This is a genomic window from Nocardia sp. N2S4-5, assembly GCF_044628355.1.
In the GTDB taxonomy this organism is placed as follows: domain Bacteria; phylum Actinomycetota; class Actinomycetes; order Mycobacteriales; family Mycobacteriaceae; genus Nocardia; species Nocardia wallacei_B.
This window is the reverse complement of sequence record NZ_JBIUPM010000001.1, coordinates 5,579,286-5,601,188: the sequence shown is the minus strand read 5'-3', so window position 1 is coordinate 5,601,188 and position 21,903 is coordinate 5,579,286. Positions and strand designations below refer to the sequence as shown.

34 protein-coding genes are annotated in these 21,903 nt (G+C 68.0%); 6 read left to right on the top strand and 28 right to left on the bottom strand.

Translation table 11 applies throughout. The features are described from left to right. Positions 1 to 11 precede the first annotated feature (11 nt). Genes ACFMRZ_RS25825 through ACFMRZ_RS25810 form a run of 4 tightly spaced genes read right to left on the bottom strand, consistent with a single transcriptional unit; the run spans position 12 to position 1,311 of the window. Complete coding sequence (locus tag ACFMRZ_RS25825; protein WP_280392910.1) at positions 12 to 317, bottom strand: hypothetical protein; 306 nt, start codon at positions 315 to 317, stop codon at positions 12 to 14. Next, complete coding sequence (locus ACFMRZ_RS25820; protein WP_400181082.1) at positions 314 to 583, bottom strand: hypothetical protein; 270 nt, start codon at positions 581 to 583, stop codon at positions 314 to 316. Before ACFMRZ_RS25820 ends, ACFMRZ_RS25825 begins: the two co-directional genes overlap by 4 nt. A 3-nt stretch (positions 584 to 586) precedes the next feature. Further along, entirely contained in the window at positions 587 to 940 is a 354-nt protein-coding gene (locus ACFMRZ_RS25815) for a hypothetical protein (RefSeq protein WP_400181081.1), read from the bottom strand. Continuing rightward, positions 937 to 1,311, bottom strand: a complete 375-nt coding sequence (locus ACFMRZ_RS25810) for a hypothetical protein (RefSeq protein WP_400181080.1) — start codon at positions 1,309 to 1,311, stop codon at positions 937 to 939. Before ACFMRZ_RS25810 ends, ACFMRZ_RS25815 begins: the two co-directional genes overlap by 4 nt. Before the next feature lie 236 nt (positions 1,312 to 1,547). Between ACFMRZ_RS25810 and ACFMRZ_RS25805 the strand changes: the two genes are divergently transcribed. After that, positions 1,548 to 2,993 carry a helix-turn-helix domain-containing protein gene (locus ACFMRZ_RS25805; RefSeq protein ID WP_400181079.1) on the top strand — a complete coding sequence of 482 codons (1,446 nt, stop codon included), beginning with the start codon at positions 1,548 to 1,550 and terminating at the stop codon, positions 2,991 to 2,993. Positions 2,994 to 3,006: 13 nt separating this feature from the next. Then, positions 3,007 to 3,486, top strand: a complete 480-nt coding sequence (locus tag ACFMRZ_RS25800; protein WP_400181078.1) for a hypothetical protein — start codon at positions 3,007 to 3,009, stop codon at positions 3,484 to 3,486. Positions 3,487 to 3,604: 118 nt separating this feature from the next. Here the strand turns inward: ACFMRZ_RS25800 and ACFMRZ_RS25795 are convergent, their stop codons facing one another. From ACFMRZ_RS25795 to ACFMRZ_RS25685, 23 genes are all read right to left on the bottom strand, one after another. After that, positions 3,605 to 3,787 carry a hypothetical protein gene (locus ACFMRZ_RS25795; protein WP_400181077.1) on the bottom strand — a complete coding sequence of 61 codons (183 nt, stop codon included), beginning with the start codon at positions 3,785 to 3,787 and terminating at the stop codon, positions 3,605 to 3,607. Beyond that, positions 3,784 to 4,014: a hypothetical protein gene (locus ACFMRZ_RS25790; protein WP_400181076.1), complete on the bottom strand. Its 231-nt coding sequence runs from the start codon at positions 4,012 to 4,014 to the stop codon at positions 3,784 to 3,786. The genes ACFMRZ_RS25795 and ACFMRZ_RS25790 overlap by 4 nt, the downstream gene beginning before the upstream one ends. Then, the gene (locus ACFMRZ_RS25785) at positions 4,011 to 4,550 is read right to left on the bottom strand and encodes a hypothetical protein (protein WP_400181075.1); all 540 of its coding nucleotides are present in this window, start codon (positions 4,548 to 4,550) and stop codon (positions 4,011 to 4,013) included. The genes ACFMRZ_RS25790 and ACFMRZ_RS25785 overlap by 4 nt, the downstream gene beginning before the upstream one ends. Next, positions 4,532 to 4,663, bottom strand: coding sequence for a hypothetical protein (locus ACFMRZ_RS25780; RefSeq protein WP_400181074.1), 132 nt, complete (start codon positions 4,661 to 4,663; stop codon positions 4,532 to 4,534). Before ACFMRZ_RS25780 ends, ACFMRZ_RS25785 begins: the two co-directional genes overlap by 19 nt. 235 nt (positions 4,664 to 4,898) lie before the next feature. Next, entirely contained in the window at positions 4,899 to 5,630 is a 732-nt protein-coding gene (locus tag ACFMRZ_RS25775; RefSeq protein ID WP_400181073.1) for a hypothetical protein, read from the bottom strand. Continuing rightward, complete coding sequence (locus tag ACFMRZ_RS25770) at positions 5,623 to 5,811, bottom strand: hypothetical protein (RefSeq protein ID WP_400181072.1); 189 nt, start codon at positions 5,809 to 5,811, stop codon at positions 5,623 to 5,625. The genes ACFMRZ_RS25775 and ACFMRZ_RS25770 overlap by 8 nt, the downstream gene beginning before the upstream one ends. 300 nt (positions 5,812 to 6,111) lie before the next feature. After that, positions 6,112 to 6,477, bottom strand: coding sequence for a hypothetical protein (locus ACFMRZ_RS25765; RefSeq protein ID WP_400181071.1), 366 nt, complete (start codon positions 6,475 to 6,477; stop codon positions 6,112 to 6,114). Between the two features lie 42 nt (positions 6,478 to 6,519). Beyond that, entirely contained in the window at positions 6,520 to 6,705 is a 186-nt protein-coding gene (locus tag ACFMRZ_RS25760; protein ID WP_400181070.1) for a DUF6011 domain-containing protein, read from the bottom strand. After that, positions 6,702 to 6,959, bottom strand: a complete 258-nt coding sequence (locus tag ACFMRZ_RS25755) for a hypothetical protein (protein ID WP_400181069.1) — start codon at positions 6,957 to 6,959, stop codon at positions 6,702 to 6,704. Before ACFMRZ_RS25755 ends, ACFMRZ_RS25760 begins: the two co-directional genes overlap by 4 nt. Then, a complete protein-coding gene (locus tag ACFMRZ_RS25750; protein ID WP_400181068.1) occupies positions 6,956 to 7,321 on the bottom strand; it encodes a hypothetical protein in 366 nt (121 codons plus the stop codon). Before ACFMRZ_RS25750 ends, ACFMRZ_RS25755 begins: the two co-directional genes overlap by 4 nt. Further along, positions 7,318 to 7,533: a hypothetical protein gene (locus tag ACFMRZ_RS25745; RefSeq protein ID WP_280392934.1), complete on the bottom strand. Its 216-nt coding sequence runs from the start codon at positions 7,531 to 7,533 to the stop codon at positions 7,318 to 7,320. Before ACFMRZ_RS25745 ends, ACFMRZ_RS25750 begins: the two co-directional genes overlap by 4 nt. Then, on the bottom strand, positions 7,530 to 8,324 hold the full coding sequence (locus ACFMRZ_RS25740) for a recombinase RecT (RefSeq protein WP_400181067.1): 795 nt from the start codon (positions 8,322 to 8,324) through the stop codon (positions 7,530 to 7,532). The genes ACFMRZ_RS25745 and ACFMRZ_RS25740 overlap by 4 nt, the downstream gene beginning before the upstream one ends. Further along, positions 8,321 to 9,211, bottom strand: a complete 891-nt coding sequence (locus ACFMRZ_RS25735) for a YqaJ viral recombinase family protein (protein ID WP_400181066.1) — start codon at positions 9,209 to 9,211, stop codon at positions 8,321 to 8,323. Before ACFMRZ_RS25735 ends, ACFMRZ_RS25740 begins: the two co-directional genes overlap by 4 nt. Beyond that, positions 9,208 to 9,777 carry a WhiB family transcriptional regulator gene (locus ACFMRZ_RS25730; protein WP_400181065.1) on the bottom strand — a complete coding sequence of 190 codons (570 nt, stop codon included), beginning with the start codon at positions 9,775 to 9,777 and terminating at the stop codon, positions 9,208 to 9,210. The genes ACFMRZ_RS25735 and ACFMRZ_RS25730 overlap by 4 nt, the downstream gene beginning before the upstream one ends. Further along, a complete protein-coding gene (locus tag ACFMRZ_RS25725; protein ID WP_400181064.1) occupies positions 9,774 to 10,100 on the bottom strand; it encodes a hypothetical protein in 327 nt (108 codons plus the stop codon). Before ACFMRZ_RS25725 ends, ACFMRZ_RS25730 begins: the two co-directional genes overlap by 4 nt. Then, the gene (locus ACFMRZ_RS25720; RefSeq protein WP_400181063.1) at positions 10,097 to 10,468 is read right to left on the bottom strand and encodes a hypothetical protein; all 372 of its coding nucleotides are present in this window, start codon (positions 10,466 to 10,468) and stop codon (positions 10,097 to 10,099) included. Before ACFMRZ_RS25720 ends, ACFMRZ_RS25725 begins: the two co-directional genes overlap by 4 nt. Beyond that, the gene (locus tag ACFMRZ_RS25715) at positions 10,465 to 10,872 is read right to left on the bottom strand and encodes a hypothetical protein (protein WP_400181062.1); all 408 of its coding nucleotides are present in this window, start codon (positions 10,870 to 10,872) and stop codon (positions 10,465 to 10,467) included. Before ACFMRZ_RS25715 ends, ACFMRZ_RS25720 begins: the two co-directional genes overlap by 4 nt. Beyond that, entirely contained in the window at positions 10,869 to 11,273 is a 405-nt protein-coding gene (locus ACFMRZ_RS25710) for a hypothetical protein (protein ID WP_400181061.1), read from the bottom strand. Before ACFMRZ_RS25710 ends, ACFMRZ_RS25715 begins: the two co-directional genes overlap by 4 nt. Beyond that, positions 11,270 to 11,743, bottom strand: a complete 474-nt coding sequence (locus ACFMRZ_RS25705) for a hypothetical protein (RefSeq protein WP_400181060.1) — start codon at positions 11,741 to 11,743, stop codon at positions 11,270 to 11,272. The genes ACFMRZ_RS25710 and ACFMRZ_RS25705 overlap by 4 nt, the downstream gene beginning before the upstream one ends. Positions 11,744 to 12,023: 280 nt before the next feature. After that, positions 12,024 to 12,233: a hypothetical protein gene (locus ACFMRZ_RS25700; protein ID WP_400181059.1), complete on the bottom strand. Its 210-nt coding sequence runs from the start codon at positions 12,231 to 12,233 to the stop codon at positions 12,024 to 12,026. Continuing rightward, positions 12,230 to 12,700 (bottom strand): hypothetical protein, encoded by a 471-nt coding sequence (locus tag ACFMRZ_RS25695; protein ID WP_400181058.1) that lies wholly within the window; start codon positions 12,698 to 12,700, stop codon positions 12,230 to 12,232. The genes ACFMRZ_RS25700 and ACFMRZ_RS25695 overlap by 4 nt, the downstream gene beginning before the upstream one ends. After that, positions 12,694 to 13,206: a hypothetical protein gene (locus ACFMRZ_RS25690; protein WP_400181057.1), complete on the bottom strand. Its 513-nt coding sequence runs from the start codon at positions 13,204 to 13,206 to the stop codon at positions 12,694 to 12,696. Before ACFMRZ_RS25690 ends, ACFMRZ_RS25695 begins: the two co-directional genes overlap by 7 nt. A gap of 360 nt (positions 13,207 to 13,566) precedes the next feature. Continuing rightward, positions 13,567 to 13,806, bottom strand: coding sequence for a helix-turn-helix transcriptional regulator (locus ACFMRZ_RS25685; protein WP_280392955.1), 240 nt, complete (start codon positions 13,804 to 13,806; stop codon positions 13,567 to 13,569). A gap of 90 nt (positions 13,807 to 13,896) precedes the next feature. On the opposite strand from ACFMRZ_RS25685, the gene ACFMRZ_RS25680 reads away from it, so the two are divergent. Continuing rightward, positions 13,897 to 14,316 carry a helix-turn-helix domain-containing protein gene (locus ACFMRZ_RS25680; protein WP_400181056.1) on the top strand — a complete coding sequence of 140 codons (420 nt, stop codon included), beginning with the start codon at positions 13,897 to 13,899 and terminating at the stop codon, positions 14,314 to 14,316. Positions 14,317 to 14,881: 565 nt separating this feature from the next. Here ACFMRZ_RS25680 and ACFMRZ_RS25675 read toward each other — a convergent pair. Next, positions 14,882 to 16,357 carry a recombinase family protein gene (locus ACFMRZ_RS25675; protein WP_400181055.1) on the bottom strand — a complete coding sequence of 492 codons (1,476 nt, stop codon included), beginning with the start codon at positions 16,355 to 16,357 and terminating at the stop codon, positions 14,882 to 14,884. 26 nt (positions 16,358 to 16,383) lie between these two features. Here ACFMRZ_RS25675 and ACFMRZ_RS25670 point away from each other — a divergent pair, with 26 nt between their 5' ends. From ACFMRZ_RS25670 to ACFMRZ_RS25660, 3 genes are all read left to right on the top strand, one after another. After that, positions 16,384 to 16,833 carry an rRNA adenine N-6-methyltransferase family protein gene (locus tag ACFMRZ_RS25670; RefSeq protein WP_400182970.1) on the top strand — a complete coding sequence of 150 codons (450 nt, stop codon included), beginning with the start codon at positions 16,384 to 16,386 and terminating at the stop codon, positions 16,831 to 16,833. A gap of 33 nt (positions 16,834 to 16,866) precedes the next feature. Then, positions 16,867 to 17,571 carry a demethylmenaquinone methyltransferase gene (locus ACFMRZ_RS25665; RefSeq protein WP_400181054.1) on the top strand — a complete coding sequence of 235 codons (705 nt, stop codon included), beginning with the start codon at positions 16,867 to 16,869 and terminating at the stop codon, positions 17,569 to 17,571. A gap of 178 nt (positions 17,572 to 17,749) precedes the next feature. Continuing rightward, positions 17,750 to 21,874 carry a molybdopterin-dependent oxidoreductase gene (locus tag ACFMRZ_RS25660; protein WP_400181053.1) on the top strand — a complete coding sequence of 1,375 codons (4,125 nt, stop codon included), beginning with the start codon at positions 17,750 to 17,752 and terminating at the stop codon, positions 21,872 to 21,874. The last annotated feature ends 29 nt before the right edge of the window (positions 21,875 to 21,903 follow it).

The following is a 21,903-nucleotide window of genomic DNA, read 5'->3' as shown; positions in this document are numbered from 1 at the left end:
GAGTTATCGGGCTAATGGATTCGGCCGGAGTCCGGCATGAGCCGTCCGGCCTCGACAAGGGTTTGATAGGCGGCACGCTTGCGCGGGCAGTCCTCGCGCTGGCATATCCGGTGACGCTGCATCTCCAGGTGCGCGCCCCGGACCGTGAGCGGATCGCGAGGCGCCTCGTGGTTCCAGCCGGTGACGACATGGAAAACCCGGGTCGGCGCCTCGCTGGCCTCGCGGGCGTACGCGCGGTCGGAGCGCAACGCCAGCCACATCACCCCGCCCATGATCACGAAGACGGCCATGATCGCTGACCAGCCGGCCGCGTTCATGAGCGCTCATCGCCTTTCGGCGGCCCTTCGGCCTCCAACTGCTCGAGGATCTCGGCGGACTCAGGATCGCCGGCCTCGGCGCGGTGACGGTGGTAAGCGACCTTGCCCCAGTAGCCGTCGGCCGCCTCCGGAGGCGGCGGCCCCTGCGCGCGCAGCGCCGCGGCGCGTTCGGGGAAGTGCCGGTCATAGAAGTGGAGGTCGGCGTAGTACGCCTTCTGATAGGTCGCCGGGTCGTACTGCTCGTCGTCGTCCGAATCGTCCCGCACGGGTCACCTCGCCGGGAGAAAGCCGGGCCGGACGCCGGGCGTTCCATAGCCGACGTACTCGCGGGTCTCGGTGCGCGTGATCAGGTCGGCCGCGCCGACCACCGCGACCGAACACGCACCGATATGGTCCATGTCGAGCGCCAGCACGGCTACAGCACGTTTCGCGTTCACCGTCTCGAGCAGACGGAACAGCCAGCCGGGCTCTTTCGGCCACACCCGCAGCGTTTCGACGAGCTGCTTACCGTGCTCGACCGCGAGGCGCTCCAGCTCGGCCTCGGCCACGTCCGGGTCCTGCACCAACGGCAGGCAGATCACACCGACAGCGACCGCAGATTGCTCGGTTTCGGTTCCGGTCATCGCTGTTGTCCCTCAACAGCTTCGGTGAAAAACACTCCTCGCATCAGCACCCGTGGCGGGTTGGTCCCGAGGACGGTGCCCATGATCTGCAGCACGCCGGCCTGGCCGCCGACGTGATCCGCGTTCGGAATGAACACCGCCGTAGCGTCGACGCGCACGATCCGCATCAAGAAATCCCCCAGCACCGGCGGCACCCTACCGTCGTCGATACGGACGATCTCCGGATCGGAGGGAAATCCGTATCGCTTTGCCATGGCACGGATCTCGTCCTCACACGCCGTCACCTGATCGGCGGGCACGAACGCCATGTTCACCAATCCGAGCGGCACCGGCTCGGTCGGCAGAGTGGATGGTTGGTCCGGGTTCATCACCTGCTACTTCCCTTCGATTTGGGGCGTGGTGTGGGAGCGCCCGCCGCCGAGCTGACATCGACAGCACGTCACTTGTTGGCAGTCGGTGCGCCGAAAAGCGCTGGGCCATCACGGCAGCGGGGCTGGATCAACCCTTGCGCTGCGAGATCTTCAATAGAAGGTCGACGCGGGCCACGCTGGGATACGCTCGGTTCACGCTGGTACACGCACCTCTAGCAGGGGACGAGGTATTGGGTATGCAGGTCATGTGGACCGGTGCCGACGCAACAGCGCTCCGCGATGCTCTCGGGGTTTCTCAACCTCAGTTCGCGAAGCGTGCGGGTATATCCCTCTCGGTTGTGAAGAAGTGGGCACGGCGGAAGGAAACAGTCCAGCTACCGGCGTTCTACGCCGAGCTCATGGGCACGATGCTGGATCAGGCCACACCTGAACAGCGTTTGCGTTTCTTCGCACACCAGCAGACACCAAGGGTTGCGCCGGCAAGCTCTTCGCTAGAGCCTGTTCAGGTCGAGATCATCCTTCCCGTCTCGGGAGTGGAAATGTGGTCCGACGACTGCACGACGGTCGCCCATGACCTGACGAGGAGGGATCTCATGTTGGACCGGCGCGAGATTTCCAAAGCGCTAGCCGGCGTTGTCGTCGGCGTGCCGCTACTTGAGCCGCTAGAACGTTGGCTCGTGCGCTATGCGGACGAGGCACCGATAGGAACGCCCGCATTAGCGACCGGCATGCAGGAGCTCGCCGAGCTGGAGAACACCGCGCAGGCCTTTCGCGAGTGGGATGACCGTTTCGGGGGCGGCTTGCGACGCAAGGCAGTGGTGGGTCAGCTCGACGAGGTGAACGAGCTGTTGCGGGACACGCGTGAACCCCATGTCAGACCTCGCCTTCTACGCATCCTCGCAATGCTTGCCGAGACTGCGGCCACGATGTCGTGGGATTCCGATGAACAACAGACGGCGCAGGAGTACTACATGCTCGCGGTGCGCGCCGCCCAGGAAGCCGACGATCCGGCGCTCTGCGCCAACGCCATCGCTGGAATGGCTCGACAACTGCTCTCCCTGGATCACTACGGCACCGCTGTACAGCGCGCGGAGCACCAGCGCGAACGGGCCATCGATGCGCTCGAACTGATCCGGCTGGCTCAGGACCGCTTCGCGGACCGGACAACACCCACCGTGCGGGCGATGCTTTACACACGAGAGGCATGGGCCTACAGCAAACTCGAACGTCCGTCAGCATTCCGGCGCGCCTACGATAAAGCCTTCGCCGCATTCTCCGACTCGGATCCGAGCGCTGATCCGTACTGGATCAACTACTTCGACGCCGCGGAGCTGACCGGGACGATCGGCGGTCGGTTGCTCGATATGGCCCGCCGAGATCCCACGTTCGCTAGCGAGGCGGCCGATTCGATCGATCGCGCTATTGCCCTCCGTAAGCCGAATCGACTGCGAAGCTCGGCTCTCGACCAGCTGGGCATCGTCGAGGCTCGCATGATCGAAGGCGAATTCGATGAGGCGCGTCGCCTTGGGCTCGAGGCGTTGGATACGGTCGAGCAGACCAGATCGGATCGGGTACGCAAGAAGTTGCTGAAGGTGTACAACCGCACCGAGCAGCTAGTGAAAGTGGGCCCCGTAGCAGAACTGCGAGACCGCATCCGGCCGATGGTCGGTGCGACCGCGTAGAGGGAGATTGGCAGTGCGTATCGGTGTCACGGGACACATGAACATCACGGCGAACACCGTGCCGCTTGTATACGACGAGATCGCCCGCCATCTGGCGAAGGCCGGAGAGCCGGAGAGCCTGGTAGGCGTGAGTTGCATTGCCCGCGGCGCTGATTCGGTATTTGCGCAGGCCGTTCTTGACGCGGGTGGACGCCTCGAGGTTGTGCTGCCGTCTCGGAACTATCGCGAGCGCAAGGTCAAGCCCGGTCACGTCGCGCTTTTCGACAATCTGCTCCGCCGCGCCGAAACTGTACGCGTCATGGATTTCGATGATGCCGGCGCCGATGCGTACGAAGCCGCAAACGCGGCCGTTCTTGACACCACCGATCGACTGATCGCCGTGTGGGACGGCCGCGACGGCGAACGCAGCGGGACCGGCAGTGTGGTCGCATTGGCCCGCCAGAAGGGGCTGCCTGTTGACGTCGTCTGGCCCGAAGGTTCCGCGCGGGAATAAGTCCGTTACCCCCGAGCCTGTCGGCCCCTGGGTGCCCTGTAGCCCCGGCCTCGATGGCCGGGGCTACAGGTTTTCCGGAGCGCCAGTCCCGGTACGGCGCTGCATCAAAAGGGGTAGCTCAGTGGGTCGCGGTCCGGCGGCGGGGTGTCTGGCGGCGGCGTTCGTTCTGGGTCCGGAACCAGCCGAGCACCGCGCCGCGGACCAGGGCGCCGAGCGTGGCGGCGACCAGTACCTGCCAGAGCGTCGGCCGCAATTCGCTGGCAGCGGTTCGGTGTGCGCGGGGCTGTCGGTCGGTGGTCATATCTGCCCTTCCTGTTCGGTGGTGGAAAACTTCTGCTGTCGCCGAGCCCGCCAGCGACGGCCGCGTTCGCGGGATTCCTCGGGGTGGTCGCGGGCGTAGCGGCGGTCGCGTTTGTTCTTCTCGGCCCGACGTTGCGGGTCGGTCATCAGCTGCTGGTAGTAGTGGTTCTGGCACAGTCCTTTCGCCTTGTGCTTGCGGGTGCAGCCGGCCTTCGTGCACTGCCTCATCGGTGCTGCGCTTCCTCCTGGTCGATGAGTTCGATCGCGGCGGTGTAGAGCTTCCGCATGCGTTCGGAGAGTCCGTCGTGTTTGCCGTCGTAGCGGACGGCGCGGTTGCGTTCGATGGTTTCGCGGCTGAGGTCACCGCCGGCCACGAACATCCCGTCGTTGCGGCGGCGGATGTGGCCGTCGCTGTCGCGGTACACCGCCCACGCCGTGTCGGGACAGGTGCACGGATTGTCTTGACATTCCGGACATTCGCCGCAGTGGTCGGTGCACGGCGGCCGCCCACCGCTGTGGTCGTTGTGCAGCCAATCCAGTTGGGCCACACCGAATGTGGTTGCTCCATCGCGTCGGATGACCACGCTGACGGCGTGTTCGGCGTCGATGTAGACGTAGGTGGCGTGCGTGTGTCCGGCGCTGCTGCACTGAAGCCCGAAGTCGTCCGGGCCGATCCGGTCGTCGACGCCGTGCCGTATGGCGAACGCACACGCGCGGGCGAGTACGACCTGCAGCGGTGTCGGGGTCATCGAAGGAACAGCCATGCGATGAAGCCGACCAGGATCAGGATGGCGATGAAGCCGAGGACGTCGGGCCAGGGATTGTCGGGCGCGGACTCGGCGAGGATGGTGCTGGCGCTGAGGACGAGGTCAGGCATGGGGTGGCCTCCGGTCGGGGAACGGCATGCCACTCGTCGAGCGGCATGTCTTCGTCGTTGAGGTGGCGCGCGACCAGGTGCGCGTCGGGGGTGCGGCCTTGGCGCTGCTGGATCGCGCGGAGGTGGCCGACGAACTGGACGGCGGTCTCAACATCGGTGGTGGGGTTACGGCGCGCGACGCTGATCTCGCCGTCGGTGTTCATCCACCGAATCCCGTACTCGAGGTGGCCGGCGGTCATGATGCCCGCGTGAGATCGAGGGCGTCCCACCAGCGTTCGGCCCAGGCGGCGTCGCCCATCGCGGTGTGGCGTTCCTCCGGTCCGGGCGGCTGGACGCCACACAGGACCGACACGACGTCGGAATGCCGGGGCGGCCGGAGGGCGGCGAGGATCTCATCCACCGATCGCTGCGGCTCGTCGGGCCCAGCGCCCTCGGCCACCGGCAGGTCGCCGGCGGCCAGGCGGCCTTTCAGCCAGCCCGCGGCTTCGGTCTCGACGTCGATGGCCTGGTAATGCCAGCCCGGCATGAGGCGGTTGCGGCGCAGCATCGGGCCGAGGGTGTAGGTGTCGAAATCCGGTACGACACCGATGATCACGGCGCCGCGCGTCCATTCCTCGACGGTGGCGGCGGCCTCGCGCTCGTCCATCAGCACCGCGCTGCCCGGCCCGGTGTCGACGAGCGCGACGCCGCGCAGCAGCGGCGATCCGCTCCACGGGTCGTCGTAGTTGCCGTGCGTGTAGCGGGGATGGCGCTCGAAGAAGCGGCCGATATCGAGCGATTCCCGGCTGGCGTGGGACAGGTCGACGTCGTCGATCAGGATCGTCAGCCGGTCGATGTCCAGGCCGGGCAGGGCGGGGCGGCGGATGAGCGCGATTTCCCAGGCGTGGCGCAGGTTTGGATGCAGATGTGTCGTCTCGCAGTCGAGGAACACGAGTGGCTTGACGCTGGCGTCGGTGGTCTCAGTCATGATTCTTCCGGTCGTAGTAATTGAGTTTCACGATTCCGTCTCGCAAATGCTTTCGGCAGATGAGGCATGGGATAAGTCGGCCGTCGTCGTCGTATCCGAGCCAGCCGGTGCAGTACGGGCTGTGCCAGGGTTCGGGTTCGAGTTCGTCGTCGTCGATCGGTTCGCCGGTTCGGTCGTGCATTTCCCACCACCCTCTCGGAATGAAATCGAATTCCGGGATTCGCCGGGTTCGATGCCGCTGCCAACGGCCACGCGTCGTGCGCGGTCGTGAGTTACGTGTGCGAGCCGGGTACGTGTTGGGTTGGTTGTGGTTGGTTCTATGGTGGGGGATCACCCGTGATCCCCAGACTCCTTCCCATTGATCCCCAGACTTGCTCTCGATGATCCCCAGACTTCTTGCGCGACAGCGGGTCTAGGTGTCTCGGGCGATCCCCGGACTCGGTGCTGTGGATAAGTCCGGGTATCACCAGCGATCCCCGGACTAGGCGCCCTTGGCGTGATCGTCGGGGCCGAGGATCGGCAGTCCGGTCAAATTCTTCGGTGCGGTAAGGCGATACGTATCCGCCTCTTTGGCGTGCCGATTTCCCTGTTTCGTCTTTTGGATAAGTCCGAGTTCTCGCAGCACTGAATATCCCCTTTTCACGGTCGGCTCGGAAATGCACAGAACCAGTGCGAGTTCGTCCACTCCCGGCCGCACCCGAGAACCGTCCGCGTCGGCATATGTCGCCATTCCCAAGGCCACATATTTCGTGGTCTTGTGCATGCGCACGCGCCGGATCAGCCGCTCCCAATCGAAACGGCTGACCGGCTGTAGCCCCGAGGGGCCAGCAGGGTCCATAAGCACCACCTCTCCACACCCGCGCCATCACCAGACCCCCGTGCTCACCCATCAGCCCGCCTCCAGCTCGAACAGCGGAATCTCGTTGGTGGGACGCCGAATTCGCGCGCGCTCGTGTTGCGCGCACACCGGGCCCAGCCGCGCCTCCACCGACGACTTCGAGACAAGCCAGTTGCCGCACCGGCGGCACGGCACCGCCAGCCGGGTCGGTGTCCCGTCCTCCAGCCGCTCGCTCACCCGCTGACCTCCCCGACGTCGAACAAGGCCGGTGCGAGATCAGCGCGGTCCTTGCGGCAGTCCGCGCACAGCCGATCCCGGGGCACGTCGATATCGGGGTGGAACGGCACGCGGCATTCCCGGCAGTCCATCAACTGCCGCCGACCCCACCGATCCCGATACCGGTGCGGAATCCCGCGGCCCGGCCTCGGCCGCCACCGCGACATCGCCGAGCTGGCGCTGCTGCCGGGCCATGGCCCGACGACGACCGTCATGTCCGACCCCCTTCGGCAGCCGGGTTGGTGTCGCGGGGGCCGCACCGGCACAGGTCCGGAGGCGCGCCCTGGCCGATCCCGCAGGCACAGGCCAGCGCGAAGGGCCCGGAGGTGTTGACTTCGCCCGGCGCCATGCCGCAGTTGTCACACTCGCCGCGGTCGGGCTGCCATTCGTCGTCGTCCGGGTCGTCGAAGTCCATCTCGCAAACGCAGTTGCCGCAGCGTAGGCAGTTGCCGCAGTCGTCGCACCTGCCGTGCTCGGCGCACTCGTCGACGAGGTCCGGCTCGAGATCCATCACTTCGCAGATGCAGCCCTGGCCGGTCCAGTTGCGACACAGCTCGGCGCCGCAGGCCGCGCTCATCGGCCGGCAGGGCTAGCGGCGCCCTCGTCGATGTAGTGGCGGGCGAGGACGCCGACGCGCTCGATGACCATCGTGGGCGTCCGCTCCCGCGCAGCGCTGTTGAGCGCCTTGGCAACCCGGTCGGCGACCTCGGATTCCTGGTCGTCGAGCGCCAGGTAGGCGGTGGTGTTGCCGTCGGCCGACAGGGCCGTGATCGCGTAGACGTGCGTCACTGCTTCCCCCGGCGGCGCGCGGTGGCCTTCTTCGGCGGCTGCTTGTCGGTGCTGTCGGACGGCTCGGGGAGCCCGATAGCGGCGCGCAGAGCAGCGGTCCCGGTGGGTGGTGTCGCCTTGTCGCCAGTCGCCGCGGCGACGTCAGCGTCGCTGATGCTGCCCGCGCCTTCGAGTCCGATGCCGGAGAAGTCGCGCGGGTACGCCTTGCGCCAGGCCAGCGCCTCGGCGCATTTGGCCAGTTGTCCGGCGGGCATGCGCTTCCAGAACGGATCGGGCTTGTTGTTGCGCGTGGTCCGGACGTACTCGTTGTACATCACCACGCCGCAGTAGGGACGGCCGTTCTTGCGGATGATGTACTTCGCGGCGGCCGGCGGCGTGGCCTTGTCGGACCAGAACTCGCGCCAGGTCCCGTCCGGTCCGGCCCACAGCGGTTCGCCGTCCTCGAGTTCGTCACCGCGCTGTTCGGCCAGGCGGTGCCCGGTCAGGCGGAAGCCGTCGATGTGGAGCTGGGTCGACCATTTGGTGCCCCACTCCTCCACCTGCCTGCCCTGGTCCCAGGTGGTGATCAGGGCACGGTCGGCGATCATGTAGATCTGCTTGGCGAAGGGGTCCAGGTCGAGGCGGCGGGCCTGGTGGAAGAACAGCTGCAGCTCGACATCGGAGGGGTTGGTGACGCCGAGGGTGCGCAGGGCCTCGCGCTGGACCGGGGTGAATTCGGTCTGGTCCGGTGTGATCGTCAGCGGGGACACGGCAGGGGCCGTGTCCGGCCGGGGGGCGGTGAGTGTGGTCATGCGGGTATCGGCTCCTTCAGGTTGTCGGGGTGGGTTTTCGTGTCGGCGTACAGCGACACCGACCCGTGCGAATTGCGGCGGCGGGTGGCGATCGGCTGGCCTGCGCTGGTGGCGGCGGCCGCGGTGCCCATGGCGTCCAAGACGCGGGTCTTGTTGCCGCGCAGAATGGTTTCGGCGGCCTTCACGGCGCGGTCGGCGTCGAGGTAGCTGGCGGCCAGCTCCGGGTCCAGCACCGCAGTCGCGGCCGGGTCGATGTCCGGGTGGAGTTCGCGCACGCACTCGTAGGTCGCCACCGAATCGTCCAGCGGCGGCGGCACGTCCGATCGCAGCGACTGGTGGAAGTCGCTGCAGATGTCCTCGATCGCGGCCGCCAGCTCCGCGTCGTAGGCGACCTCGTAGGTGTGATGCTCGAAGTAGGGGCCCATCACCATCAGGTGTGCCGGGTCGTCGATGTAACCGGTGACGTGCATCTGCCACGTCAGTTGGGCGGTGTAGTCCGCGGGCGCCTCGTCGGTGCCGAACCGGGTCCAGTCCTCCAGTCGGCGTGCGACTTTGAACTCGACGCAGCGGCGGCGGGTGCCGCGCCGGGCCCGCCGGTCGAGCGTCGCCAGCGATGTGAAGCCGGGAAACTCCCGCGTGATCTGCAGTTGCGGGCGCGACAGCTGCCAGCCCGGGTTCCTGATCCGCCACAGCTCAGCCAGCGCCGCCTCCATCGCGTGCCCGACGTCGAACCGGTCCGCCGGAGGCTCGGGCGGCACGATCCCTTTCATCCTGTGCCACAACCGATACGGGCTCTCCCATCGGCTCATGCCGAGGATCGCGGCCACCTTGCTCGGTGTGATCAGCGCCAGCCACTCCGCGCTGCCGGGTTCCACGATCGCGGTCACTGCGCCATCACCTCCCGGTACGCGGTCAGCTCGAGGGCCATGATCTTCTCGGCGTTGTCACGACGAATCCGATCCGGCCCGGTGCGGCACAGGTCGACCAGCGTCCCGTGCGGGACGCCGCTGACCGCGCTGATGCGCGCGAAGGGCCACCCCAAGTTCCGGAGCTGCTCGACGCGAACGCGGGACGGTCCGGCGTCGACGAACTTGCGGCAGTCCGGGCAGATGCGCTCGGATCGCTCGACGGTCTCGAAGATCTCGCTACACCGCGGGCATGTGCGCCGCACCGTCCCGACCGGCAAAGGGACAGGTTCGCCCAGCCACGCCGCCAGGGCCCGCCGCTCGGTGATGCGATCCATCCGGAACCCGGCCCACACGCCGTGCGCTTCCTCCCGCCGGTGCGCGTACCAACCACATTCGACGCGAACCTTGCACTCTTCCTTGCAGACTCGCCGCGCCTCCTTGGGCTGGATACTCCGATCCGGGAACCAGTCCTCAGGGTCGCCGCCCCGGCACGCTGCCCGGTGAACCCAGGACGGCTCCTGAGTATCGGCCAACGCTGCGGTCACAGCGCACCCTGCGCGCTGGCAATGGCCTGCTCCCGCAACAGGTCCGGATCCGGATAGACAACCTCGGTCTCCTGCTCGCTGGTGTCGTGGCGGTCCTCCCCCGCCAGGTCGCTCTCCCATTCGACGCCCCGGTCGAACAGGGCGCGGCCGATCCGCTTCGCATCCTCGGGCGTGGGAAACAGCGCGAAGACGACACCACCGGACAGCTCCAGCGAGACACCACCCAGGTGCTGGTCGTGGCCCGGGCGAGGCCGGTCGTACCGCACGCCGAGCTGCCCATCGGTGCGCACGCCCAGGTGCACGTCGGTCATGATCTTGCTCATATCGGTTGCCTCGCAATCTGATTCGAATGGGCATCGGTCTCGACGAAACCGGCGCCGTCTGTCAGCCACGTCTGGTCGACCAGGCCGACCGGGTACACGCGGTCCGAGGCCGGCGGCAGCGCCCGGCAGCCGCCGACCTCGCGCCGCCAGACGACCTCGCACAGCGGGCTCGTCGCTTGGAAGATCACGCCGAACGGGACCGCGGCCGCGGTCGGCCACCACCGCCGCCCCTGCCCGTCGTGCGTGCCAGCCGCCGCCGCGACCGTGGTCCGGTCGCGTGCTTCCTCGGCCAGCAGCTCGGCTACCCGCGTGTCCCCGCGCTGCCCGGCCTCGTCGGCCATGTCGTGCAGTTCGCCGATGGTGATCACCTCCGCTCGTCCCGCTCTCCTACATGCGGGCCGCCGTCCGGCCACGGGTAGATGTCCGGGTGGGCCAGGTGTGCGAACGCCTGCCCGATCCGGGCCTGGTCGATGGCGGGCGTGGCCGGGCTGGTGAGCCACACCCCGTAGCTCGCGGCACTGGCCAGCCGGGCGTCGTATTCGTCGGCGATGTCGAGCAGCTGCTGCGTCACCGCGATCAACCCCGACGGCACCTGGTGACGGTCGGCGATGCCCGACACCCACTCGCGCAACTCGAGCCGGTCGTTCGGATGCGCGACATCCCACGCCACCGCGCCGATCGGCACGGCGCGACGGCCCGGCGGCGGCACGCGCCGCCGGGCCAGCACGGTCACCAGGAGCCGGACTACGCCCGGCGGTTGGCGACGGATCATCGCACCTCCAGATAGCCGCGGGAGAACGCCGCGTCCATGGCACCGAGGAGATAGCGGATACCGTCGTCGGCCGGCGGCTGCGCGCGGGCACCATCGCCGAGCCGGCGGAATACCCGCACATCGCCGACGGCCCGGAATCGCGTACCCTCGGGGATCTCGACCGCCGACTCCCACCTGCGCGGGGGGTGCCAACCCTCCTGCTGTTCGAGGTGCCGCCGTGCCGCGGCGGCGATCCCGGCGAAGATCCGCTGCTGCTCGATCGGCAGGTCGGCCCAGGCCCCTCCGGGTTCCGGGTCGTCGGGGTCGGCGTAGATCTCGATCCAGATCGCGCGCGCGAGCTGATCGCGGATCTCGTCGTTCGGGGATCCTGAGGGCGGCAGGTCGCCGGTGATCGTGGTCATGCGAGAACCTCGATGTAGCCGTCGGCGCCGTGGAGGTCGTCCAGCGAGGCGAACGACCAGTGGAAGACGTCGGAATCCGCGGAGGGATAGACCTCGACAGCGAGGGCGTCCTCGCGGATGAGAACCAGATCTCCGCGCAGGGGACGGAAGCGGGTGCCTTCCGGCACCTGATTCGCGTATTTCCACCGGCGCCCGGGCTCATCCGGCCGCCGCCATCCATGAGACTCCAGCAACTCCCTTAGCGCGGTCGCCGCTTCGACCAGACCCGACTGCTCATCCAGAGGCAGTTCGTTGAACGGGCAGCCGCCGGTCAGCACCGGCAACTCTCCGTACAGCAGCGGCGCCAGCTGCCGCTCGTCGTAGTCGCGTTCGCGGCGCTGCGCCAGGCTGTCGACGAACGCGGCGAACTCCTCGTCGCCGCGGTGGCGGGCGTCGGCAGCCTGCGCCCGCAATTCCTTCGTGCCGATCATGATGTGGGTAAACTCCTCGTTTGCTAGTCGGGTTTGGTATGTCCGGCCGTCGCGTGTCCGCGGCGGCCGGACGCATGTACAGGGGTTGGAAAGCGCGGCCCGCAACCTGTGGTGCACCGCTGGGGTTGGTTGCGGGCCGCGCGCACCTCGGGCCCGTGCGGGCGCGAGGGGGTTCGGAGGGGCTACAGCGGCCACTGCAGGAGCGGGGCGTAGAACGCACCCAGTCCCAGCGGCGCGGGCCGCAGCAGGTCGCGCAGCCACATCTCGATTTCGCGCAAGGTCAGTCACCTCCCTCGTCGAAGTCGAAGTCGATGGAGGTGTTCGCGGGCAGCACGTCGACCTCGATCCGGTCCACGCCCTGCCGGAACGGTGTCGCGCTGATCCAGACGTGCTGGCCGTCACCGCGCAGTCCGTCATAGGCGAGTTCGAGCGGGATCACCTTGTCGCCGCGCACGATTCGCACGCCCTTCGGCGGCATCGGAACCTTCATCGCGGGCTCCGGCGGTGCCGGGGAGCGAGTGCAGGGTTTCGCTCCCCGGCACGGTCCTCGCCGGGTGTGATGCGCCGGGGTGTGTGTTGGAGCGGCGCGCCGCGCCTGGCGAGGGTTCCGCCCGCGTGAGCGGGGGTCGGGGGGTGGCCGACCGCCGAGGCGAGCGGGTTTGCGTCGGCGGCCGGCCGATCCTTCCGCGCAGGGGCGGAAGGAGATTCGGAGATGGGAACGAAGTACGGGCCGAGCTGCTCGCGGCGCACCGTGTGGCGGCGTGTACGCAGCCATTGCAGGAACGGCACGACGACCCAGATCAGCAGGGACCATTCGGTGCCGAGGCCGCCGAGCGCCAGGCCGATCACGATGGCGCTGAGGAACACGTCGGCGGTGACGATGCCCGGCAGGTACAGCAGCAGCCCGAGGGCCAGGACCACGAGGCTGGCGCTGCACAGCCGCTGCGGGGTCAGCATCCGTCGCCCCCGCCGACTGCCGCAGGGCCGCAGTCGTTTCCGCTGTTGAGGTCGGTCGCCGCGGCCACGGTGTCACCGATGCTGGTGAGTGCCGGGAACTCGGCGGTCGGCAGCGAAGACGATGCCCGCTGGGGCCGGAACGACAGTGTCGGTTGATCGTGGCGCCGGTGCCTGCCCGGCCGTGCAGCCGACTGTCCGGCTGACGCTTGCGGAGCGATCTCGGCGAACGGTCGCGTCCGGCGTGTGGAATGGGTGGCTCGCAGGCGAGCGACCGCCTCCTCCATGTCGACCACTGCGGCGGCGTCCGGTGCGGATTCGCCAGTGGTAGCGATGACTTCGTGCCGGAGCCGACGCATCTCGGCGGCGAGCTTCCGCGCCTCGTCTCTGCTGCGGGCCGCGCTGGCCGCGGCGGCTTTCGCCTCGCCGCGGTAGACGTGGGCGAGGCTCGCGCCGTAGATCGCGGTAGCGCCGGAGGCGAGCCAGGACAGCGTCAGGAACCAGTTCATCGTTTGGCCTCGATTCGAGCGACGCTCGACTCCTCACGGTGTCGGGCGCGGTTGGTGATTCGATGGGTTTCGTCACGCAGATCGCGTGCGGCAGTGGCGAATAACGCGGCAAGGAGAGCGGCAAGGACGCTGATGGCGACCGATAGGAGCGCGAACGAGGCGGGCATCCAACGAAAGGTCACGACGCCACACGCCTGCGCGGAGCGGCCTGTTCTGGGGTGGCCGCACGGCGTGCCTGGCGCCGGTACGCCCGGAATTGCGCGACGGCCGCATCCATGTCGCTGGGCACGAACCGCTCCAGTTGCCGCGCAACCCAGGTCTCGTCGATGACCGGGCCGTCGTTCCGTGTCTCGGGCGCCGTCACGACGCGACCGGTTCTTCGCAGGGCACAGCGAAGCTATCCGGTGTCGTCCCGATGGCTTCGGCGATGCGCTGCAGTTCCAAAGTGGTGAATGCCCTGTGGCCGTTGAGGCTTCTACTCAGGGTTGCGTTCGCGATCCCGGCGTCTTTCCCGACCTGCTCCTCGGTCATGCCCGAACGTGCGATCGCCGCGCGAACCCTGATAGCTACGGACTGCCACCACGAGCTGTCAGTCTCCATATGAAGACTGTAACTCCATATGGAGACTGCATCAAGCACCCTGACACGCGAGGTATTGGCGAGTCTTCATATGGAAACTAGACTTCCGGCATGCCAACCAACACGCGGGGAATCGGCTGGCTCACCGAAGCAGTAGCGACGGAAATCCGATCGCTGATGGGACGGCAGGGCATGCTGCAAGTGGAGCTCGCCGAGCTCAGCGGCATCCCCAAAGCCACAGTGTCGTCGCTCGTCAAGGCCGGTTCAGCGATCGACTTGGAACAGCTCGCCCGAATGTCGAAGGCACTCAAGATCGAGCCGGACGAGTTGCTGAGGACGGCGATTCAGGAAGCCCGCAAAGCCGGCACCGCACCGGCCCCCGCCCACAGCATCAGCGCGGACGGCGAGACCAACCCGGAGCTGGTCGAAGGCCGGGACTACGAGATTGGAACCCCGTCCCCGCAACAGCTGGCAGCGTTAACGCCCGAGAAGATTGCCGAGTTGTTGCGGCGAGCTGAAAGCCCAGACTGAATAGCTCAGTCTTGACCGGCCGCGATCGACGGCTCGGCGACGCAAGTCTCGGCATTCGTATGCGTACACAGCCCGTCAGGCCGGCCGCGCATGGCGCCCAGCCTGAATGCGGGCCCTTGAACCAAGCGTTCTCCGCAGCCCGCACCAACTGACGCATCATCCGCGCGGTCAAACCGCGCCGAGGAATTGCGACCACCTCATGGGGCGTCCAGACGAGCGTCCCGATCTCGATCTTCCCGCCCACCACGGTGACGTCGCCGTCTGCTGCAGTCACCCTGATCCCGAGTGTTGCCAGGGTGTCACGCCCCTGGCGGATCACGCCGATTCCGCCGGATGTCTTCCGGGCGACTCCATTGTCAAACCTCCCGCTACCTGAGCCAGTCCCCCTAATTGACGGCTCAACCAAACCCGCTGGGCTCGATCGTAGCTGGATTCCGCCAGTACACAAGGCTTTTCGATAGAAACCTTCCGGTATTTCACCCTTGTAACACACACCGCGAGCAAGCGGATAGGAATCGAAGGGCTACTTCCGCGCGAGAACGACAAACCGGAGGAAAGCCAAACCTCAGCTCGGCTCGAGCTGCACCGCCGCCAGCCCTCGCAGTGGGAAGATCTCCACTCCGAGTTCGCTGTAGCGCCCCCGATGTTCGACCGGCCGGATCTCGATCCGCAACGCCCGCCGCACGATGTCGCGTTTCTGGACCATGGTGAAACCTGCCCACAGCTGGCGCGCAGTCGGGCCCGCAGCCGCGAACAGCACGGGATCGGCGACGGCCGCTTTCATCCGGTCCTCAGCCTGGCGGATCTGGTCATTCAACTCGCTGATGTACTCGTCGAGGTCCTCTGCGGACAACCGGGTCCGGGCCGCATCCTTGATGAACGCCTTCTTGTCCGCGCGCAGCCGCTGGATCAACGCCAGTTCCATGTCGACGGACGCCTGGTCCTCCGCGTCCTCGGCCATCAGCTTCGCCGCGGTCTCGGGGTGCTCCAGCAGCCGCAGCAGCACCTCTTCCACATGGCTGTCGACCTTCACCACGTTGCGTCCCACGCACCCGTCCGGGCACGTATAGAACGGCTTCGTCTTCCGGCTCGGCACCGACCGTTTCACCCACACGGTGTTCCCGCACGGCGCGGTCGCGATGTAGGACAGGAAGTGCACCGGCTCGGTGCTGCGATGCATTACTCGTGACGAGTCGGTGAGTAGTGCCCGGAGCTGTTTGTGTTCTTTGACCGTGAAGATCCCGTCCCAGGTCCCCTGCCTGACCACCCTGCCATTGTTCGTCCGCAGGCCGGCGTAGCTGGGGTTGATCAAGATCGACCGGAGCGCCCGGTTGTCGAAAGCGCCGCGACCGCCGGCCTTCACCCACGCGGGCGCGAGATCCCGGCTCACTCGCCGCAGCGGCTCGAGGTTCGGCGGCAGGACTCGCCGTGCCGCTTCACGGATGATCGCGGCCTGCTCGGGTACCGCCTCCCGGCGAATTGCCTCCCCGGAGTACGGATCCCGCACAACCCGGTATCCCTTCAGCACCTTCCCGTGAGGCTTACCATCGCTCAGCGCTTCTTGGATTCCGCGGTTCACCGCCTCGCTGATGTCGTCGGACTGTGCCTCCGCGCGTAGCGCATCCGAGTTCGCGTCGCGGCGGTCGGTCGATTTCCACAGCTCGTAGGTGCGGCCCCCATAGCGCCACAGCGTGTGGCCGTCGATGCACATGCGGCGCAACGGCACATAGTCGTCGAGGTCGCGGTGGCCGCGGTTGTGCGCGAAGGTCCATAGTCCGTCCGCCCGGCCGTCCTCCAGGAACTTCTTGGTCCGGACGAACCCGGGCCGGTCCTGGACTCGTCGGTACCGCGAGGCGCTCAGGTTGTCCTTGAACACTGCGACGACCACGCCGCCGATGCTCTCGATATCGCGGCGACCGACAGTCTCCTGGTCCCGCGGCGACTTGTCGCCGGGCCCGGACTTCCTCGCGTAGATCACCCACCGCAGCTGACCTGCGATTTTCAAACGCTCACGCTGGCCGGCGCGTACTTTCTCGGTCACCTCGCCAACATACCCTCTATTGACAAATAACTACGGATATCGTCCGCTGGTGCCTGGCGGCCCGGCCGCTGACCACCGCCACGCTGCTGACCCAGCGCGAGTTCGCCCGCAAACACTCCGGTGACTACGGGCGCTGGTCGAAGCTCACCGTCACCCACTGGCCGTGGGTTTCGATGACCCTGGGTGATGTGGTCGCGCGCAGCAGTTTTCATCCGGTCCCGCGGGTCGACGCCGCGGTGCTGCGGTTGCACCGCCGCCCGCGGCCGCTGCTGCCCGACGCCGCGGCCCCGGAGTATCACCGCCTGGTCGAACTCGGCTTCTCGGGGGTGGGCGGGTCGGTCGCCGCCTCGCTGCGCCGCGAATTCCCCGCCCGTGCGGTCCGGCGTGCCTGTGCCGCAGCGGGAATCGCGGCCGACGCACCGGTCGGTCACGTACCGCCCGATGCGTGGACGAGGGTGTTCCGCGTGCTGCTGTGATCGGCGCGGCAACGGCACGTTAGTGTCTGGATCGTGGCGAAGACAGAGTCGTTCCGGGCCTCGCTGGACAAGCAGCCGCACGAGGTCGCGTCGATGTTCGACGGGGTCGCGAAGCGGTACGACCTCACGAACACGGTGATCTCCGGTGGCCAGGACCGGTATTGGCGGTGGGCGACGCGCCGGGCGCTGCAATTGCGGCCCGGCGAGCGGGTCCTGGACCTGGCCGCCGGGACCGGTGTGTCCACTCTGGAATTCGCCAAGTCCGGGGCCTGGTGCGTCGCCACCGACTTCTCCCAGGGCATGCTCGCGGCGGGCCGGTTCCGGAAGGTGCCCATGGTCGCCGGCGACGCCACCGCGCTGCCGTTCGCCGACGCGGTGTTCGACGCGGTCACCATCTCCTACGGGTTGCGCAATGTGTCCGATCCGGACGCGGCCCTGCGGGAGATGCTGCGCGTCACCAAGCCGGGCGGGCGGCTGGTGATCGCGGAGTTCTCGACGCCGGTTTTCGCACCCTTCCGCACGCTGTACATGGAGTACCTGATGAAGGCGTTGCCGCGGGTGGCACGGGCCGTCAGCAGTAATCCGGACGCCTACGTCTACCTCGCCGAGTCCATCCGGGCGTGGCCGAATCAGCCGCAGCTGGCGCTGCGCATCGCCGATGCCGGGTGGTCGGCGGTGAAGTGGCGCAACCTCACGGGCGGGATCGTCGCGCTGCACCGGGCGTACAAGCTCGGATAGCACGCGATCGTGATACTGCTCACGTCGCTGCGGGGTTACCTTCGATCACCACGGAAAGCCGCCTTGACCAGGTGCTGATCCGATCTCACAGGGACTGTCGGGGCAAGTGAGAACTTTCGCAACGTCCCGATAACGTCCGGTAAATCCGGCGCAATCCCGGCTGCGCATCATCGGACTCATGTCGGACGCAGCCGCGGGCAACCCGAGCACGACCAGAACGGCGTGCTCGTATTGCGGCGTGGGCTGTGGCATCGTCGTCGAGACCCGCACCGACGAGCAGGGCGCGCAGGTGATCGCGAAGGTGCAGGGCGACAAACTGCATCCCGTCAACGCCGGTCGCCTGTGTACGAAGGGCGCCACCCACGCCGAGCTGATGCGGGCGCCGGGTCGCATGACCACCGCCCATCGCCGGCCCGAGCGCGGGCAGTCGCCCACGCCGGTCCCGGTGGACGACGCGGTGCGCGAGGCCGCCGCCCGCCTGCGGACGATCCTGGACGAGCACGGGCCGGACGCGATCGCGCTGTACGTCTCGGGGCAGCTGTCCATGGAGGCGCAGTACCTCGCGAACAAGCTGGCCAAGGGTTATCTCCGTACCCTGCACATCGAGGCCAACTCGCGGCTGTGCATGGCCAGCGCGGGCACCGGCTACAAACAGTCGCTCGGCGCGGACGGGCCGCCCGGGTCCTACGACGATATCGACCACGCCGACCTGTTCTTCGTGATCGGCGCGAATATGGCCGACTGCCACCCGATCCTGTACCTGCGCATGGCCGAACGCCGCAAGGCGGGCGCGAAGCTGATCGTCGTCGATCCGCGGCGCACCGAAACCGCCGCGCACGCAGACCTTTTCCTGCAGATCGCGCCCGGCACCGATCTCGCGCTGCTGAACGGGCTGCTGCACCTGCTGGTCGAGAACGGCGATATCGACAAGGATTTCATCGCCGAGCACACCGAGGGCTGGGAGTCGATGCCGGAGTTCCTGGCCGACTATCCCCCGGCCCGGGTCGCGGAGATCACCGGCCTCGCCGAGGACGACATCCGTACGGCCGCGCGGTGGATCGGCGCGGCGGGCGAATGGATGTCGCTGTGGACGATGGGCCTGAACCAGTCCACCCACGGCACCTGGAACACCAACGCGGTGTGCAATCTGCACCTTGCCACCGGCGCCATCTGCCGCCCGGGTAGTGGGCCGTTCTCGCTGACCGGGCAGCCGAATGCCATGGGCGGCAGGGAAATGGGCTATATGGGACCCGGGCTGCCCGGCCAGCGCAGCGTGCTGTCGGCGGGCGACCGGAGCTTCGTCGAGACGGCGTGGGGGCTCGCGCCGGGCACCCTGCGCGACGAGTCCGGGCCCGGGACCATCGAGATGTTCCGCGGCCTGGCGCAGGGGCGGATCAAGGCGTGCTGGATCCTGTGCAGCAATCCCGTGGCGTCGGTGGCGAATCGCAAGACCGTCATCGCCGGGCTGGAGGCGGCGGAGCTGGTGATCGCGCAGGACGTCTACACCGAGACCGCCACCAACGCCTACGCCGACCTGCTGCTGCCGGCGACGCTGTGGGCGGAATCCGAAGCGACCATGGTGAATTCGGAGCGCACCGTCACGCTGCTGCAGCGCTCGATCGACCCGCCCGGCGACGCGCGACCGGACTGGCTGCTGATCGCCCAGGTGGCGACCGCGATGGGTTTCCCGGGCTTCGAGTACGGTTCGAGCGCCGAGGTCTTCGAGGAGATCCGCGGATTCGCCAATCCCGCAACGGGTTACGACCTGTCGGGAATCGACTACGACCTGTTGCGCGACGGCCCGGCGCAGTGGCCGTGCCCCGATCCGGCCCGTCGCCGCAACCCGATTCGCTACCTCAACGACGGTGTCGCCCAGGAGCTGTACACCGACGAGTCGGGGCGCCGGCCGCGGCTGGTCTTCGCGACACCGAGCCGCCGGGCGGTGTTCTGGGCGCGCCCGCACCTGCCGCCGGACGAGATGCCCGACGACGACTACCCCTTCGTGCTCAACACCGGCCGGCTGCCGCATCAGTGGCACACCATGACCAAGACCGGGCGGGTCGAGAAGCTGAACCGGCTCAACGGAAAACCGTTCGTCGAGGTGCACCCCGGCGATGCCGAGCGGCTCGGCATCGTGGCAGGCGACCAGGTCGAGATCGCCTCGCGCCGCGGGCGGGCCGTGCTGCCGGTGCGGATCAGCGATCGGGTGCGGCCCGGCGACTGCTTCGCGCCCTTCCACTGGAACGACGAGCAGGGCGAGTACCTGACCGTCAACGCGGTCACCAACGACGCGGTCGACGCCGACTCGCTCCAGCCGGAGTTCAAGGCCTGCGCGGTCGCGCTGCGCAAGGTGGCCGCCATGTCCGAACCCGCCACCGAACAGCCCGCGCTGCCCGCCGCGAACGACGCCGCGCATCCGCTGGCCGCGATGCTCGGCCTGGAGACCGCGACGCCGCCCACGCTCACCGAGACCGAGCGCATCTACCTCGGCGGCTATCTGGCGGCGCTGCAATCGCTTCCGGTGCGGGGCCAGCCGATGCTGCCCGAGTCGGCGCCGCTGTCGCCGCACAGCCGCCTGTGGCTCAACGGGCTGCTCGCCGGAATGTACTCGCGCGCGGGCGAATCCGACGGGGCCGATGAGGCGCCCGCCGGCCGTGCGGTGACGGTGCTCTGGGCCTCGCAGACAGGGACGGCGGAGGAACTGGCCGCGGCGGCGGCCGCCCGGCTCGCCGACTCGGGGTACCGCCCGCGACTGCTCGACATGGATTCCTGTGAACTAGCCGACCTGACCGGCGACGCGCTCGTGATCACCAGCACCTTCGGCGACGGCGGGCCGCCGGACAACGGCGCGGACTTCTGGGAACGATTGCACGACAGCGCCGTCCGATGCACCGGCCTGCGCTTCGCGGTCTTCGCCCTGGGCGACTCCTCCTACGACGAGTTCTGCGGGCACGGCCGCACACTGGACCGGATACTGGGTGAGCGCGGCGGCACCCGGCTGCTCCCGCGGGTCGACAGCGAGCCCGACCACGAGGAGCTGTCGGCGCGCTGGCTCGACGACGTGCTCACCGCGCTGGACGGCTCCGGTCCCGCGGCGCCCGAACCGGATTCGCCGCCCGGCCCGCCACCGGGTCGCGGTGCGACCATGGTGTTGTCGCGTCCGGCTCCGCCCGCCACCCGCACCACCCGGACCGCGCCGCTGTTCACCCGCAACGCCCCGCTGCACGCGCCGCTGGTGCGCAACACGCTGCTGTCCCGTCCGGGCGCCGGAAAAGAGGTGCGGCAGTTCGGTTTCGACCTGCGCGGGTTCGAGGCGACCTACGAGGTCGGTGATTCGCTGGGCGTGTGGCCCGCCAACGACGAGGAGCTGGTGGCCGATTGGCTCGCGGCGACCGGACTGGACGGACAGCGCGGCGTCGAACTCGATGCCCGGGAAGTGCCGCTGGCACAGGCGTTGCACACGCATTACGACATCACGAAGGTCAGCCGCGATCTGCTGACCTTCATCGGCGAGCACAACCCGAGCCCGCGGCTGGCCAAACTGCTGCGCCGCGACAACCGCAACGAGCTGGAGCGCTATCTGTGGGATCGGCAGGCGGTCGACGTGCTGCGCGACTTCCCGGTCCGGGCCGACCTGGTCGAGTGGCTCGGCGCGCTGAAAAAGTTGCAACCGCGCCAGTATTCGATCTCCTCCAGTCCGCTGGTCGATCCGCAGGAGGTGCAGCTGACCGTCGGCGTGGTGCGCTACGGCGAGCGCGGCGGAGTCTGCTCGACCTTCCTCGCCGATCGCTGCGAGGATGCCACCGTGCCGGTATTCCTGCAGCGCGCACCGCATTTCCGGCCGCCGCTGGACCCGAACGCGCCGATGATCATGGTCGGGCCCGGGACCGGGATCGCGCCGTTCCGGGGCTTCCTGCACGAACGCCGCGCGCTCGGGTGCCGCGGCCGCAACTGGCTGTTCTTCGGCGATCAGCACGCCGCGGACAACTTCTACTACCGCGACGAGCTGGAGGATATGTTCCGCTCCGGCTTCCTCACTCGGCTTGACCTGGCCTTCTCCCGAGACCAGCGGGAGCGGGTCTACGTGCAGCACAGGATGATCGAGCACGGCGCGGAACTGTGGGGGTGGCTGGTCGACAACGGTCATCTCTACGTGTGCGGCGACGCCGGGCGGATGGCTCGCGACGTCGACGACGCGCTGCTGACCCTCGCGCAGGTGCACGGCAAGCTCGACGCCGACGGCGCGCTGGCCTTCAAGAAGCAGCTCATCGCCGAGAAAAGATATGTGCGCGACGTGTATTGAGCCGTCGCGACGAGGCACCGGCCGGGGTA

Coding starts and splice junctions, on each gene's coding strand:
- ACFMRZ_RS25825 (WP_280392910.1), bottom strand. CDS start 317: ATGAACGCGGCCGGCTGGTCAGCGATCATGGCCGTCTTCGTGATCATG.
- ACFMRZ_RS25815 (WP_400181081.1), bottom strand. CDS start 940: ATGACCGGAACCGAAACCGAGCAATCTGCGGTCGCTGTCGGTGTGATC.
- ACFMRZ_RS25805 (WP_400181079.1), top strand. CDS start 1,548: ATGCAGGTCATGTGGACCGGTGCCGACGCAACAGCGCTCCGCGATGCT.
- ACFMRZ_RS25795 (WP_400181077.1), bottom strand. CDS start 3,787: ATGACCACCGACCGACAGCCCCGCGCACACCGAACCGCTGCCAGCGAA.
- ACFMRZ_RS25790 (WP_400181076.1), bottom strand. CDS start 4,014: ATGAGGCAGTGCACGAAGGCCGGCTGCACCCGCAAGCACAAGGCGAAA.
- ACFMRZ_RS25785 (WP_400181075.1), bottom strand. CDS start 4,550: ATGGCTGTTCCTTCGATGACCCCGACACCGCTGCAGGTCGTACTCGCC.
- ACFMRZ_RS25780 (WP_400181074.1), bottom strand. CDS start 4,663: ATGCCTGACCTCGTCCTCAGCGCCAGCACCATCCTCGCCGAGTCCGCG.
- ACFMRZ_RS25775 (WP_400181073.1), bottom strand. CDS start 5,630: ATGACTGAGACCACCGACGCCAGCGTCAAGCCACTCGTGTTCCTCGAC.
- ACFMRZ_RS25770 (WP_400181072.1), bottom strand. CDS start 5,811: ATGCACGACCGAACCGGCGAACCGATCGACGACGACGAACTCGAACCC.
- ACFMRZ_RS25755 (WP_400181069.1), bottom strand. CDS start 6,959: ATGACGGTCGTCGTCGGGCCATGGCCCGGCAGCAGCGCCAGCTCGGCG.
- ACFMRZ_RS25750 (WP_400181068.1), bottom strand. CDS start 7,321: ATGAGCGCGGCCTGCGGCGCCGAGCTGTGTCGCAACTGGACCGGCCAG.
- ACFMRZ_RS25740 (WP_400181067.1), bottom strand. CDS start 8,324: ATGACCACACTCACCGCCCCCCGGCCGGACACGGCCCCTGCCGTGTCC.
- ACFMRZ_RS25725 (WP_400181064.1), bottom strand. CDS start 10,100: ATGAGCAAGATCATGACCGACGTGCACCTGGGCGTGCGCACCGATGGG.
- ACFMRZ_RS25715 (WP_400181062.1), bottom strand. CDS start 10,872: ATGATCCGTCGCCAACCGCCGGGCGTAGTCCGGCTCCTGGTGACCGTG.
- ACFMRZ_RS25710 (WP_400181061.1), bottom strand. CDS start 11,273: ATGACCACGATCACCGGCGACCTGCCGCCCTCAGGATCCCCGAACGAC.
- ACFMRZ_RS25705 (WP_400181060.1), bottom strand. CDS start 11,743: ATGATCGGCACGAAGGAATTGCGGGCGCAGGCTGCCGACGCCCGCCAC.
- ACFMRZ_RS25700 (WP_400181059.1), bottom strand. CDS start 12,233: ATGAAGGTTCCGATGCCGCCGAAGGGCGTGCGAATCGTGCGCGGCGAC.
- ACFMRZ_RS25695 (WP_400181058.1), bottom strand. CDS start 12,700: ATGCTGACCCCGCAGCGGCTGTGCAGCGCCAGCCTCGTGGTCCTGGCC.
- ACFMRZ_RS25690 (WP_400181057.1), bottom strand. CDS start 13,206: ATGAACTGGTTCCTGACGCTGTCCTGGCTCGCCTCCGGCGCTACCGCG.
- ACFMRZ_RS25685 (WP_280392955.1), bottom strand. CDS start 13,806: ATGGAGACTGACAGCTCGTGGTGGCAGTCCGTAGCTATCAGGGTTCGC.
- ACFMRZ_RS25680 (WP_400181056.1), top strand. CDS start 13,897: ATGCCAACCAACACGCGGGGAATCGGCTGGCTCACCGAAGCAGTAGCG.
- ACFMRZ_RS25660 (WP_400181053.1), top strand. CDS start 17,750: ATGTCGGACGCAGCCGCGGGCAACCCGAGCACGACCAGAACGGCGTGC.